Source organism: Bacillus sp. FSL M7-0791 (genome assembly GCF_038627085.1).
GTDB classification, from domain to species: domain Bacteria; phylum Bacillota; class Bacilli; order Bacillales; family Bacillaceae; genus Bacillus; species Bacillus safensis.
In genome coordinates this window covers 2,489,322-2,502,697 of sequence record NZ_CP152022.1, presented here as the reverse complement: position 1 = coordinate 2,502,697, position 13,376 = coordinate 2,489,322, and the positions used below count along the sequence as shown (strand labels likewise).

Below are 13,376 nucleotides of genomic sequence, written 5' to 3'. Positions count from 1 at the left end.
ATGAAAGCCTTTTGGGAAAATGAACTTGTGGAAATTGCCGCTTATTACAGCGTGGCCGTCCTATGTCTTGTCTTATTTCTAACCATTTTTGAACTCGTTACCTCCTATAAAAACTGGGAAGAGATCCAGCGTGGGAACTTAGCTGTTGCCATGGCAACAGGCGGAAAGATTTTTGGGATTGCGAATGTGTTTCAGCATTCAATCGCACAGCACAATTCCCTTCTGCAAATGGTTGGATGGGGCGTATACGGCTTTGTGATGCTGCTTGTCAGCTATTTCATTTTTGAATTTTTAACACCACGATTTAAAGTAGACAAAGAGATTGAGAATGATAATAGAGCGGTCGGGTTTATTTCACTCATTATTTCAGTTGGGCTGTCTTACGTAGTAGCAGCCGGCATTTAAGGAGACGACATGGAAAAGCTAGCAAAAGTATTAATCGTAGTTGCCTGCACTTTTGCGGTCATTGGTGCCGTTTACATGTTCCTGTGAAATGAAGAAGACAAAGTGAGAAAGCTGTCAGGGATTCCTTGGCAGCTTTTATCTCACCCGAAGGCGGCGAAACACATGAAGAAAATTCTGCAAAAAGACGAACTCATAAAGCGTATTGATACTTGTCTCCAAATGACTTCCCTGCCAAGAGACATATATGAACCGTATATTGCACGTCCATTTCAAACGACTGGATTTTTTGATGATTTGAGCCCTTATATTCAAATCGATTCGAGCGGCTATATTCTCATTCAATATGAACGAGGAATCCAAATGCTGCATAAAAGGACAAAAGCGGCGGATGAAGTCATTTACTGGATTTTAGAAGACACGATCTTTCTTACAGTCTACATAGACATGATGAGGCAGTATCAAGTCGACAATATCCAGACGCATTTACCTAATGATCCGAGTATCCATCAACAAATCGTGGAGAGAGTAAATGAGTCATTTCGTGCAATTGGTGGATTATATGAACAGTGGCATCATGAAGGAAAAAGAGCATCGATCGAAACACCAGCGAAGAAATAAAGATGGCATGGAACCAAGCTCTATTTGAAAAAAGCAAACTGCCTTAAGGAAAAGTTTGCTATAATAAAATAGTACGAAAGTTCAGGAAGGAGGGTTTTTATGCAGTCAGATAAACGTTGGCTTCTGCATTACCCGAATCAAATTCCCCACGAACTCACCATCCCAAATGAGACGTTACAATCTTACTTATTCAGCTCCGCAGAGGCTGCACCTGAGCATACAGCCATTCATTTTCTAGGAAAAAACATCACCTATGAACAGCTCCAGGAAGAAGCATTGAAACTAGCTGGTCACCTGATGAAAATTGGCGTGAAAAAAGGCGACAGAGTAGCGATCATGCTGCCAAACTGTCCTCAATCTGTCATTTCTTATTATGCTGTTTTAATTGCAGGCGGCATCGTTGTTCAAACGAACCCGCTTTATACGGAGAAAGAACTGGCATATCAAATGGAGGACAGCGGCTCAAAAGTGCTGATTACACTGGATTTATTGTATCCAAAGGCCTATAAAATGAAAGCGCTGACAAGTATGGAGCGCTTGATCATCACCAAACTACAGGATTATTTACCATTTCCGAAAAACATTCTGTTTCCTATCGTCCAAAAAAGAAAAAATAAAATGGTCATCCAAGTAGAGAAAAGTGAGACCATTCATCACTTCTCACAAATTATGAAAGAATCGTCAGAAGAACAGATTCCGGCGCTTGCCTTTGAACCGAAAGAGGATGTCGCTGTTTTGCAATATACAGGCGGAACGACCGGTTTACCAAAAGGGGTCATGCTGACGCATGAAAATATTTTAGCGAATACTGAAATGTGCGCTTCTTGGATGTATAAAACGACAAGAGGCAAAGAACGAATCCTCGGCATCATTCCGTTTTTTCATGTATACGGAATGACGACCGTATTAAATCTTGCTGTCAAAGAAGGGCATTCAATGATTCTCCTTCCGCGATTTGACGCAGCTGATACCCTCAAAACGATTGAAAAACAGAAACCGACGCTCTTTCCAGGTGCACCCACCATGTATATTGCCTTGCTGCATCATCCGAACATTGAAAAATATGACCTGTCGTCCATCACTGCATGTTTAAGCGGCTCGGCGGCTCTTCCTGTTGAAGTTAAACAGAGCTTTGAGAAATTAACAGGAGGGCGTTTAGTAGAGGGGTATGGTCTTTCAGAAACTTCGCCAGTGACCCATTCTAACTTTTTGTGGGGAGCGAACAAAACAGGCAGCATTGGCTGTCCGTGGCCTGGGACAGACGCAGGCATTTATTGCGAGGAAACGGGTGGCCTTAAAGAGCCGTATGAGCACGGAGAAATTATCGTCAAAGGGCCGCAAATTATGAAAGGCTATTGGAATCAGCCAGAGGAGACAGCAGCTGTATTAAGGGATGGATGGTTTTTCACCGGAGATATTGGGTATATGGATGAGGACGGTTTTTTCTATATCGTTGACCGGAAAAAAGATGTCATTATTGCGAGCGGTTATAATATTTACCCAAGAGAGGTCGAAGAAGCCCTATATGAGCATGAGCTTGTACAAGAAGTCGTTGTCGCAGGTATACCAGATCCTTATAGAGGCGAAACAGTAAAAGCGTTTGTTGTACCGAAAAAGGATGCTTATTTAACAGAGGATGAACTCGATCGCTTTGTCAGAACGAGAATTGCTTCATTTAAAGTACCGCGCGTGTATGAATTTAAAGAATCACTGCCTAAAACGGCTGTCGGAAAAATTTTGCGCAGAGTATTAATTGAAGAAGAAAAAAGAAAGCAAGCTTCATCATCTGAGACACCTGTCGATCAATTGAAGAAATAACGACCTTCATCATCCGGTCGAGCGACCGGATGATTTGAATGATGACAGTCTGCTCTGGTATGATAAAGGTTGAAAAGAAAGAAGAAGATCACTTGACAAATCACCCGTTTCTTTTTAACATAAAGTTATGAATGAATGCTCATTCAATTTAGAAAGGGACGAAGCACATTGAAGCAGAAAAGACCGAAGTACATGCAAATTATTGATGCAGCAGTTGTGGTGATTGCGGAGAACGGCTATCATCAATCACAAGTTTCAAAGATTGCGAAACAAGCAGGGGTGGCAGACGGAACCATTTATCTTTATTTCAAAAACAAAGAGGATATTCTCATCTCATTGTTCAAAGAAAAAATGGGACAATTCATCGAACGGATGGAGACAGATATTCAAAAGAAGCCGTCTGCCAAAGAAAAGCTACTACTGCTGATTGAGGAGCATTTTCGCATGCTGGCGCAAAATCATCATTTGGCTCTTGTGACACAGCTTGAACTCAGGCAGTCAAACCTTGAGCTGCGGCAAAAAATCAATGAGGTGCTAAAAGGGTATTTAAATATGCTCGAGTCGATTTTAACAGAAGGAAAGAAAACAGGAGAATTCAGACAAAATTTAGATGTCCGCTTAGCAAGACAAATGGTATTTGGGACGATTGATGAAACCGCAACAACATGGGTCATGAATGATCAAAAGTATGATCTGCCTGCACTCGCAGAAAGTGTACATGATCTGCTGTTAAACGGAATACATCAATCCTAAAGACAATGTGAAAAAGGATGATTGACATGGAAAAAATACTCAGCTTACATCATGAAGGAAAGACAGCGCTCATCACGATTCAGAACCCGCCTGCAAATGCCTTATCCTCTCAGCTGCTTACTGAGCTTAATGACATGTTTGATAAGCTCGAACAGAATGAAGAAGTAAGAGCGATTGTGATCCACGCAGAAGGCAGATTCTTCTCAGCAGGTGCTGATATTAAAGAATTTACGACTTTACAGGAAGAGTCTGATTATGCAAGCCTCGCTGATAGAGGACAGCAAGTCTTTGAACGGATTGAACAGTGTCCAAAGCCAGTCATTGCCTCGATTCACGGAGCAGCATTAGGCGGGGGCCTTGAGCTTGCTATGTCTTGTGATATCCGAATCGCAACAAAAGATGCAAAGCTTGGACTGCCAGAACTAAACCTTGGCATTATTCCAGGATTCGGCGGCACGCAGCGCCTCCCGCGCTACGTTGGTTCTGCTAAAGCACTTGAAATGATGGGAACAGCTGAACCGATTACAGGTGAAGAAGCATTTACGTGCGGCCTTGTTACAAAGCTGGCAGAAACAGAGGAAGAAGCGCTCGAAGCGGCTAAAACACTTGCGGGGAAATTTGCCGCGAAAAGCCCAAAATCACTTGAATATGTGCTTGATTTATTGAACGCCACAAAATTGTATTCATATGACGGCGGAATGAAGCTTGAAGCCAAAAAGTTTGGTGAGGTTTTCCAATCAAATGACGCCAAAGAAGGCATCCAGGCCTTTATCGAAAAGCGCAAACCGAACTTTAAAGGGGAATAAGGGATAAGTACGACACAAGGGGGAGAAATAAATGAATATATTTGTTTTGATGAAGCGTACGTTTGACACGGAAGAGAAAATTTCGATTCAGTCTGGTGCAATTCAAGAAGATGGAGCAGAGTTCATTATTAACCCTTATGACGAGTATGCCATTGAAGAAGCCATTCAGCTTCGCGATGAGCACGGGGGAGAAGTGACCGTTGTGACAGTTGGCGGTGAGGATGCAGAGAAACAGCTGAGAACAGCGCTTGCTATGGGCTGTGACAGGGCCGTCTTATTAAATGTGGAGGATGACTTAGAAGAGTGGGACCAATATTCAGCTTCTACCATTCTTTATCACTATTTAAAAGACAAAGAAGCTTCCTTGATCTTAGCAGGGAATGTAGCAATTGACGGCGGCTCTGGACAGGTAGCCCCGCGTCTTGCTGAATTACTCGGTTTTTCATATGTGACTACGATAACAAGTATTCAAATTGACGGCGGCTCTGTATCGATTGAACGAGATGCAGAGGGGGATGTGGAAGTCATTTCTGCCGAACTCCCGCTTGTCGTCACAGCTCAGCAAGGACTCAATGAGCCTCGCTATCCATCATTACCAGGCATTATGAAGGCAAAGAAAAAGCCTTTAGAAGAATTGGAACTTGATGATTTAGATCTGGATGAAGACGATGTACCACATAAAATCAAAACAATTGAACGTTTCTTACCGGAGAAAAAAGAGGGTGGCAAGGTGCTGAGCGGCGAGCTTCAGGATCAAGTCAAAGAACTGACAGATCTACTCAGAAATGAAGCAAAAGTCATCTAAACATCCACTTTACGATATCACGAGAACAAGGGGGAGCTTGAAGATGAGTAAAAAAGTTGTTGTACTTGGAGAAAGTCGTGACGGTAAGTTAAGAAATGTGACATTTGAAGCCATTGCTGCCGCTCACAAAGTGGCAGATGGCGGTGAGGTCATTGGCGTGTTAATAGGGGATGACGTCAAAGACCTAGCAGATGAACTGCTTTACTATGGAGCGGATCATGTCATGATTGTGGAGCATCCGCACCTTTCATATTATACGTCAGATGGTTTTGCGCAGGCACTTCAAGCCATATTAGATCAGGTCGATCCGGATGCTGTGCTCTTTGGCCATACGTCGATCGGAAAAGACTTGTCGCCGAAAATAGCTGCACGTCTCCAGACTGGCTTGATTTCAGATGCGATCGATGTAAGCGTTACCGGTGAACATCTTGTTTTCACTAGACCGATTTACTCTGGAAAAGCCTTTGAAAAAGTCATTTCGACAGACCGTCTGCTTCTAGCAACCATCCGGCCAAACAACGTGGCACCACTTGAGCGGGATGCGTCACGAGGCGGAGAAATCACACCGGTTTCTGTCGATATTCAGAACCTTCGGACGATCGTGAAGGAAGTCATTAAAAAAACGTCAGAAGGTGTAGATTTATCGGAAGCAAAGGTCATTGTTGCTGGAGGGCGCGGGGTTAAGAGCAAGGAAGGCTTTGAACCGCTGAATGAACTCGCTGAGACGCTGGGGGCAGCAGTCGGAGCCTCGCGTGGCGCCTGTGACGCTGACTATTGTGATTATGCCCTGCAAATTGGTCAAACGGGAAAAGTCGTCACACCTGACCTTTATATTGCATGCGGGATATCAGGAGCGATTCAGCATTTAGCGGGAATGTCTAACAGTAAAGTCATTGTGGCAATCAACAAAGACCCCGAAGCGGAAATCTTCAAAATCGCCGATTACGGAATCGTTGGTGACTTGTTTGAAGTGGTACCGCTTTTGAATGAAGAGTTAAAAAAGATGAATATCCACTCGTAACGCTCATACACTCAGAATGCCTAGGTATTCTGGGTTTTTTTGTATGTGATCAAGCAGAAAAGGAGCGGTTGACAAGTGAAGGGGACAGTCAAAGTCAATGACGTGATCGGACACATTTCTAAACACATTTATGGGCACTTTCAGGAGCATTTAGGAAGAGGGATTTATGACGGGATATGGGTAGGAAAAGACTCAGAGATTGATCATATTGAGGGAATTCGTACCGATGTGCTGAAGGCCCTTCAAGCATTACATATTCCGGTGCTGAGGTGGCCGGGAGGCTGTTTCGCAGACGAGTATCACTGGGCAAATGGTGTAGGTGATCTCAGTGAACGAAAGCCGATGGTCAATACCCATTGGGGTGGTACGGTTGAATCCAATGCATTTGGTACGCATGAATTTATGACATTGTGTGAGCTGCTTGAATGTGAGCCTTATATTTGCGGCAATGTGGGAAGCGGGTCTGTTCAAGAATTAGCCGATTGGGTCGAATACATGACATTTCCAAATGGGACACCTATGTCAGACTGGCGCATTCAAAATGGAAAACAAGAGCCTTGGAAGCTGACCTATGTTGGTGTAGGCAATGAAAGCTGGGGCTGCGGCGGGAATATGACGCCTGAATACTATGCAGATTTATATAAACGCTATCAAACGTACGTAAGAGAATTTGCAGGGCAGCGTATTTATAAAATCGCCTGCGGCGCGAACTCTAATGACGTGAATTGGACGAAAGTATTGATGGAGCAGGCTGCACCGTGGATGGATGGGCTCAGTTTACATTATTACACCGTACCTGGTACATGGGAGAAAAAGGGGTCAGCAACTGAATTTGATGAAGATGAATGGTTTATCACGCTGAAAAAGGCCTATGAGATGGAACGGCTTGTCGAAGACCATGGAGAAATCATGGATCGTTATGACCCAGACAAGCGAATCGGGATGATTATTGATGAATGGGGGACATGGTATGACCCAGAGCCAGGGACAAATCCTGGGTTTTTATATCAGCAAAACACACTAAGAGACGCCCTTGTGGCCGCCCTCCATTTTCATATTTTTCATCGCCATTGCGAGCGGATTCATATGGCAAATATTGCTCAGACGGTCAATGTGCTGCAAGCGATGGTATTAACAAAGGACGAAAAGATGCTTCTGACGCCTACGTATCATGTATTTCACATGTTTCAAGAGCATCAAGAGGAAGAAGCGCTTGAAGTAGAGTTCGTTTCACCCCCGTATGAACGAAGAGGTGAAAAAATTCCTCAGGTCAGTGTGTCAGCCTCACGTTCATCAGGGAAGATGCATATTAGCTACTGTCACCTGAATCCGCATGAACAAATAGAGATATCCCTTGCCATTGCAGGGATTGATGAACAAACGAAAGTCATTGGACGTGTGCTGACGGCCGATCGCATGAATGCCCATAATACATTCGATGAACCTCATTCTGTTCAGCCAAAAGACTTTCACAAAATGACTGTAAAGTCCGGCGAACTAACGGTGGAGCTGCCGCCAATGTCAGTGGTCATGATAACTGTCGACCTCGCTTAATTGCATATTTCGATGTTTGATGAGAAGAATGTTGGGGCATCATACATTGTAAATGAAGCGGAAAGGGTGTCATGTCATATGCTTAGAACCATTCTAATGATCATCGGTGCGATTGTTGTTATTGGTGCGATTATACGGTTTGTTTTTTAATTCATTTCCTAAAAAATGATTCGTAAGCATTTCATTCGCAAGTCACATTGGTAGATGCTATACTAAAAAGCATAATTTACATTGGAGGAATGAATAATGGCAATCGTAAAAGCTACTGACGCAACATTTTCACAAGAAACTGCAGAAGGTGTTGTTCTTGCAGACTTTTGGGCACCATGGTGTGGACCTTGTAAAATGATTGCTCCAGTTCTTGAAGAACTTGATCAAGAAATGGGCGACAAAATGAAAATTGTAAAAATTGATGTAGACGATAACCAAGAAACTGCTGGTAAATACGGCGTTATGAGTATCCCAACACTTCTTGTTTTAAAAGACGGTGAAGTTGTAGAAACTTCTGTTGGTTTCAAACCAAAAGAAGCACTTGCTGAGCTTGTCAACAAACATCTATAAACCGATCTATGTCCAAGCGACATAATCATTGAAGCGGTTCTCGTAAAGACGAGAGCCGCTTTTCTTTCAACATGGTATAAAACAAATGTTCGTGATACACTAGAAGGAGTGAAAGAGGAAAACAAGGACGGATGAAAATATGAACAAACTAATTAAAGAAAAGCTGTCAGTCCTGCCGGATCAACCAGGCTGTTACTTAATGAAAGATAGACAAAATACGATCATTTATGTAGGAAAGGCAAAGGTTTTAAAAAACAGGGTGCGCTCTTATTTCACTGGATCACATGACGCCAAAACGCAGCGGCTTGTCAGTGAAATTGAAGACTTTGAATACATTGTCACCTCTTCTAATATCGAGGCGCTCATTTTAGAGCTGAATTTAATCAAAAAATATGACCCAAAATACAATGTCATGCTCAAGGATGACAAGACATATCCTTTTATAAAAATTACGAATGAACGCCATCCTAAGCTGATCGTCACCCGCAATGTAAAAAAGGACAAAGGAAAATATTTCGGTCCATACCCAAACGTACAAGCAGCTCGAGAAACAAAAAAGCTGCTCGACCGCTTATATCCACTGAGAAAATGCGCCACCCTTCCTGACCGCGTCTGTCTTTATTATCATCTTGGACAATGTCTTGCGCCATGTGTGTATGACATTTCCGAGGAAACGAATAAGCAGCTCGTGGACGAAATCACAAGGTTTCTAAACGGGGGACATCAGCAAATCAAAAAAGAACTCACCGAAAAGATGCAGGAAGCTGCTGAAAATTTAGAGTTTGAACGGGCAAAAGAACTGAGAGACCAAATCGCATATATCGACTCAACGATGGAAAAACAGAAAATGACGATGAGTGATTTATCAGATCGAGATGTCTTTGCCTATGCCTATGATAAAGGCTGGATGTGTGTCCAAGTCTTCTTTATCAGACAGGGGAAATTGATTGAACGTGACGTGAGCCTGTTTCCAATGTATCAGGACCCTGAAGAGGAGTTCCTCACGTTCATGGGGCAATTTTATGAAAAGAACAACCATTTTCTGCCGAAGGAAATTCTGGTTCCGGACAGTGTCGATCAAGAGATGATTGAGCAATTGCTTGAGACGAACGTTCACCAGCCGAAAAAAGGAAAGAAAAAGGATCTGCTTTTACTTGCGCATCAAAATGCCAAAATCGCCTTAAAAGAAAAGTTTTCGCTCATTGAGCGTGATGAAGAGCGGACAATTGGTGCGGTGAAGCAGCTCGGGGATGCGCTTAATATTTATATGCCATACAGAATCGAGGCATTTGATAACTCAAATATTCAAGGAGCAGACCCGGTTTCTGCCATGGTCGTCTTTCAGGACGGGAAGCCCTATAAAAAGGAATACCGAAAATACAAAATTAAAACCGTCTCAGGGCCAGATGATTATGCATCCATGCGTGAAGTCATTAGAAGACGATATACCCGCGTGTTAAAGGATGAACTGCCGCTGCCGGATTTAATTTTAATTGACGGAGGAAAAGGACAGATCAACGCAGCTATCGATGTGCTTGAAAATGAATTGAATCTGTCTGTCCCAGTCGCAGGTCTTGTAAAAGATGAAAAACACCGGACTTCGAATCTCATGATGGGAGATACACTTGAAATTGTTGCGCTGGAGCGGAATAGCCAGGCCTTTTACTTATTGCAGCGCATTCAAGATGAAGTGCACCGGTTCGCCATTAGCTTTCACCGGCAGCTGCGCGGAAAAAATGCATTCCAGTCTATTTTAGACGATGTACCAGGTATCGGAGAAAAGCGTAAAAAGCAGCTCCTCAAACATTTTGGCTCTGTGAAAAAGATGAAAGAAGCCTCTATCCAAGACTTTCAGGAGGCTGGCATTCCGAAACAGACGGCTGAACTTTTAATGGAAGCATTAAAAAAATAGATTGTACTTTTACCAAAAGTCTGTTAAGATGTGACTAATTTAATAAATGAACGTGTTGTTTGTTGAAGATAGAGGTGCGAACTTCAAGAGTAAGCCTTCGGAGATCGATGGGATCTAAGAAGAGGGCTGAAAGGGGAGCGTCGCCGAAGTGAATAAAATCCACTCATTTTATTCGCTGGCTGTACATTGAAGAAATGTAGGGCTGTCAAGAATTCATTTCTTGGAGGGCTATCTCATTGTTTGCATCGTTTAATGATGATTTTAAAGCAATGGGAGATTTGTTCTCTCATTGCTTTTTTATTTGCAGTGAGCGGACAGTCTCCAAGCTGCCTCTTCTCTCACACGTGAACTTTTGAAAAAGGGTGGTAGACATGGGACTAATTGTACAAAAATTTGGCGGAACTTCCGTTGGGTCGACAGAAAAAATTCGCAATGCCGCAGAGAGAGTGATCGCTGAACGCGAGGCAGGACACGATGTGGTTGTGGTTGTATCAGCGATGGGCAAATCAACGGATGTTCTAGTAGACCTAGCGAAAGAACTTACAGACGATCCAAGCAAAAGAGAAATGGATATGCTGCTCGCAACTGGTGAGCAAGTGACCATTTCATTATTATCGATGGCGCTACAAGCAAGAGGCTATGATGCCATTTCCTTTACAGGCTGGCAGGCTGGTATGAAAACAGAGCACGTACACGGAAATGCAAGAATCGTGGACATTGATGAATCAAGAATAAAAGAGGAATTAAGTGCGGGGAAAGTCGTTGTTGTGGCAGGCTTCCAAGGAATTGCAGATGACTTACATATCACAACTCTTGGCCGCGGCGGATCAGATACAACAGCTGTGGCACTGGCTGCCGCACTAAAAGCTGATAAATGTGATATATACACAGATGTACCAGGAGTGTTTACGACAGATCCGCGTTATGTATCATCTGCGCGGAAACTTGCAGGCATTTCATACGATGAGATGCTTGAGCTGGCTAATTTAGGAGCTGGGGTTCTGCATCCAAGAGCTGTTGAATTTGCGAAAAATTATCAAGTCCCACTAGAAGTCCGTTCTAGTATTGAAAATGAATCGGGTACGTTAATTGAGGAGGAATCATCCATGGAACAAAACTTAGTCGTCAGAGGCATTGCATTTGAAGATCAGATTACACGTGTGACAGTTTGCGGGCTTTCAAGTGGTTTAACAACATTATCGACCATTTTTACGACGCTTGCGAAACAGAATATCAATGTCGATATCATCATTCAGTCTGTCACAAGCACCAATCAGACGTCGATCTCTTTCTCTGTCAAAACGGATGATTTGTCCAAAACAGTTGAAGTATTAGAAGAATATAAAGGGGCGCTTGGCTACGAGCAGATTGAGACAGAAAGCAAATTAGCGAAAGTATCCATCGTGGGATCTGGAATGGTCTCAAATCCAGGAGTAGCTGCTGAAATGTTTGCTGTGTTAGCGCAAAAAGACATTCAAGTGAAAATGGTCAGTACGTCTGAAATCAAAGTCTCAACGGTCGTTGGCCGTGATGATATGGTCAAAGCTGTTGAAGCGCTGCATGACGCGTTTGATTTATCAAAGGTGAGCGCCGCTGCTCACTCTTAAAAAGGTAAAGAGGTGATCTCATGAAAGAGGGTCGCCTCTTTTTTCTATATGGAAACGGCTGAAACGGGCGTAAACCCATTCATTAAGTATGCTATGATAGATGTAGACATATAAAAAAGGCGTGACCTGAAGTCCGCGCCTTTTATCAAGAGTATTAGCTAGGGTCTCTTAAATCCCATTTAACGGTTAAAATGACTTTCTCAGCACGCTTTTTCACTTGTTCGTAGGATTCAGCCACGTGCTCATTCAGAAGCTGAATTTGTTCAGCAATAAAACCCGCTTCCATCTGAAAGCATGGCTCCTTTTGATAGGTGAGTCGATTTGATACTAGTGGACCTTCGAGCTCAAACTCAATTTCCTGTTTTTTCGAATGGACCATCGTGAGAGTCCCCCATCCGGCATCATGGAAAAATTCGGGGATCTTCTCCCATGACTCTTGAGGAAATTTACGAGCAAGCAGTTTACCCGCAAAATACATCATAGATGAATGGTCCTGACCAAGAATATCAGGCAGCAGAACTTCGCGTATCAGCTCGTAGGCAAATCCATTGACTTCAATTTCTTTTAGCTGTTCTAAGTTAGATTCGAATTTATTCATTGTACGGCTCCCCTCTTTCAACAATTTATTATAGCTTATGTGGGCATATGATGACAGAGTTTTCCCTGAAGTCTAAGAAATTCTTATTGTAGTAAAACGAATTTTGATTTAAAACTTTTAAATTTCGGAAAATTTTAATTTATGTACGCGGTTTCTTGACGCTTTTTTGACATAGGAGTAAAATGAAATTGTCAATAAATTTGAATAAAGTGCTTACATTTGAAAGAAGCGGGGGTAAGACAATTTTCAAGCAATTGCACTTTTTTTACTAGGGGGTAAAGTAATGTCGGGGAACAAAGAATTTTTTTATCGGAGATTGCATTCTTTGCTTGGCGTCATTCCGGTCGGTCTATTTTTAATACAGCACTTAGTGGTTAACCACTTTGCGACAAATGGACCAGAGGCGTTTAACAAAGCTGCACACTTTATGGAACAGCTTCCTTTCAGATATGCACTTGAGCTGTTCGTGATTTTCTTACCACTGATCTATCATGCTGTTTATGGGGTGTACATAGCCTTTACGGCACAAAACAACACGTCTCGCTTCAGTTACTTAAGAAACTGGCTGTTCAGATTGCAAAGGATTTCAGGTATTATCACATTGATTTTTGTCTCTTGGCACGTATGGGAAACACGAATTCAAGCTCAGCTTGGAGCTGAAGTCAACTATGACATGATGGCGAATATTTTAAGCTCTCCATTTATGCTAGGCTTCTATATTGTCGGCGTTTTATCTACTATTTTCCACTTTGCTAATGGCTTGTGGTCATTTGCTGTCAGCTGGGGAATTACCGTTTCACCACGCTCACAACGAATCTCCACATATGTGACATTAGGTATATTTATAGCGCTTTCATATGTAGGGCTAAGAGCAATTTTCGCTTTTGTTTAAGAGGAAATAGATTAGTAGAAGAGGGA

Annotated in this window: 13 protein-coding genes and 1 riboswitch; of the genes, 12 read left to right on the top strand and 1 reads right to left on the bottom strand. The window is 42.7% G+C overall.

All coding sequences use genetic code 11. The annotated features are described in order from the left end of the window. From MHI08_RS12875 to MHI08_RS12825, 11 genes are all read left to right on the top strand, one after another. Window positions 1-405 (top strand): DUF350 domain-containing protein, encoded by a 405-nt coding sequence (locus MHI08_RS12875; protein WP_007501637.1) that lies wholly within the window; start codon window positions 1-3, stop codon window positions 403-405. 162 nt (window positions 406-567) lie between these two features. Beyond that, window positions 568-1,023 carry an immunity 63 family protein gene (locus MHI08_RS12870; protein WP_034621218.1) on the top strand — a complete coding sequence of 152 codons (456 nt, stop codon included), beginning with the start codon at window positions 568-570 and terminating at the stop codon, window positions 1,021-1,023. Between the two features lie 99 nt (window positions 1,024-1,122). Beyond that, the gene (locus tag MHI08_RS12865; RefSeq protein WP_248350925.1) at window positions 1,123-2,841 is read left to right on the top strand and encodes an AMP-binding protein; all 1,719 of its coding nucleotides are present in this window, start codon (window positions 1,123-1,125) and stop codon (window positions 2,839-2,841) included. A 168-nt stretch (window positions 2,842-3,009) separates the two neighbouring features. Beyond that, a complete protein-coding gene (locus tag MHI08_RS12860) occupies window positions 3,010-3,594 on the top strand; it encodes a TetR/AcrR family transcriptional regulator (RefSeq protein WP_024427175.1) in 585 nt (194 codons plus the stop codon). A 26-nt stretch (window positions 3,595-3,620) separates the two neighbouring features. Then, entirely contained in the window at window positions 3,621-4,400 is a 780-nt protein-coding gene (locus MHI08_RS12855; RefSeq protein ID WP_339240094.1) for an enoyl-CoA hydratase, read from the top strand. 31 nt (window positions 4,401-4,431) lie between these two features. Next, on the top strand, window positions 4,432-5,205 hold the full coding sequence (locus MHI08_RS12850) for an electron transfer flavoprotein subunit beta/FixA family protein (RefSeq protein ID WP_248350924.1): 774 nt from the start codon (window positions 4,432-4,434) through the stop codon (window positions 5,203-5,205). A gap of 43 nt (window positions 5,206-5,248) precedes the next feature. Continuing rightward, window positions 5,249-6,226, top strand: a complete 978-nt coding sequence (locus MHI08_RS12845) for an electron transfer flavoprotein subunit alpha/FixB family protein (RefSeq protein WP_044335323.1) — start codon at window positions 5,249-5,251, stop codon at window positions 6,224-6,226. A 75-nt stretch (window positions 6,227-6,301) separates the two neighbouring features. After that, a complete protein-coding gene (locus tag MHI08_RS12840; RefSeq protein WP_339240091.1) occupies window positions 6,302-7,780 on the top strand; it encodes an alpha-N-arabinofuranosidase in 1,479 nt (492 codons plus the stop codon). A gap of 246 nt (window positions 7,781-8,026) precedes the next feature. Further along, window positions 8,027-8,341, top strand: coding sequence for a thioredoxin (trxA, locus tag MHI08_RS12835; RefSeq protein WP_007501629.1), 315 nt, complete (start codon window positions 8,027-8,029; stop codon window positions 8,339-8,341). 139 nt (window positions 8,342-8,480) lie between these two features. Then, window positions 8,481-10,253 carry an excinuclease ABC subunit UvrC gene (uvrC, locus tag MHI08_RS12830; RefSeq protein WP_024423216.1) on the top strand — a complete coding sequence of 591 codons (1,773 nt, stop codon included), beginning with the start codon at window positions 8,481-8,483 and terminating at the stop codon, window positions 10,251-10,253. A gap of 61 nt (window positions 10,254-10,314) precedes the next feature. After that, window positions 10,315-10,492, top strand: a riboswitch (Lysine riboswitch). A 132-nt stretch (window positions 10,493-10,624) separates the two neighbouring features. Continuing rightward, on the top strand, window positions 10,625-11,860 hold the full coding sequence (locus MHI08_RS12825) for an aspartate kinase (RefSeq protein ID WP_048239045.1): 1,236 nt from the start codon (window positions 10,625-10,627) through the stop codon (window positions 11,858-11,860). Window positions 11,861-12,014: 154 nt separating this feature from the next. Here MHI08_RS12825 and MHI08_RS12820 read toward each other — a convergent pair whose 3' ends face one another. Next, window positions 12,015-12,458 (bottom strand): YslB family protein, encoded by a 444-nt coding sequence (locus tag MHI08_RS12820; protein WP_024423214.1) that lies wholly within the window; start codon window positions 12,456-12,458, stop codon window positions 12,015-12,017. Window positions 12,459-12,741: 283 nt separating this feature from the next. On the opposite strand from MHI08_RS12820, the gene MHI08_RS12815 reads away from it, so the two are divergent. After that, window positions 12,742-13,350 carry a succinate dehydrogenase cytochrome b558 subunit gene (locus MHI08_RS12815; protein WP_024423213.1) on the top strand — a complete coding sequence of 203 codons (609 nt, stop codon included), beginning with the start codon at window positions 12,742-12,744 and terminating at the stop codon, window positions 13,348-13,350. Window positions 13,351-13,376: the final 26 nt, after the last annotated feature.

Excerpts from the sequence above, each read along its gene's own strand:
- MHI08_RS12875 (WP_007501637.1), top strand. The coding sequence starts at position 1 with ATGAAAGCCTTTTGGGAAAATGAACTTGTGGAAATTGCCGCTTATTAC.
- MHI08_RS12870 (WP_034621218.1), top strand. The coding sequence starts at position 568 with ATGAAGAAAATTCTGCAAAAAGACGAACTCATAAAGCGTATTGATACT.
- MHI08_RS12865 (WP_248350925.1), top strand. The coding sequence starts at position 1,123 with ATGCAGTCAGATAAACGTTGGCTTCTGCATTACCCGAATCAAATTCCC.
- MHI08_RS12855 (WP_339240094.1), top strand. The coding sequence starts at position 3,621 with ATGGAAAAAATACTCAGCTTACATCATGAAGGAAAGACAGCGCTCATC.
- MHI08_RS12850 (WP_248350924.1), top strand. The coding sequence starts at position 4,432 with ATGAATATATTTGTTTTGATGAAGCGTACGTTTGACACGGAAGAGAAA.
- MHI08_RS12845 (WP_044335323.1), top strand. The coding sequence starts at position 5,249 with ATGAGTAAAAAAGTTGTTGTACTTGGAGAAAGTCGTGACGGTAAGTTA.
- trxA (WP_007501629.1), top strand. The coding sequence starts at position 8,027 with ATGGCAATCGTAAAAGCTACTGACGCAACATTTTCACAAGAAACTGCA.
- uvrC (WP_024423216.1), top strand. The coding sequence starts at position 8,481 with ATGAACAAACTAATTAAAGAAAAGCTGTCAGTCCTGCCGGATCAACCA.
- MHI08_RS12825 (WP_048239045.1), top strand. The coding sequence starts at position 10,625 with ATGGGACTAATTGTACAAAAATTTGGCGGAACTTCCGTTGGGTCGACA.
- MHI08_RS12820 (WP_024423214.1), bottom strand. The coding sequence starts at position 12,458 with ATGAATAAATTCGAATCTAACTTAGAACAGCTAAAAGAAATTGAAGTC.
- MHI08_RS12815 (WP_024423213.1), top strand. The coding sequence starts at position 12,742 with ATGTCGGGGAACAAAGAATTTTTTTATCGGAGATTGCATTCTTTGCTT.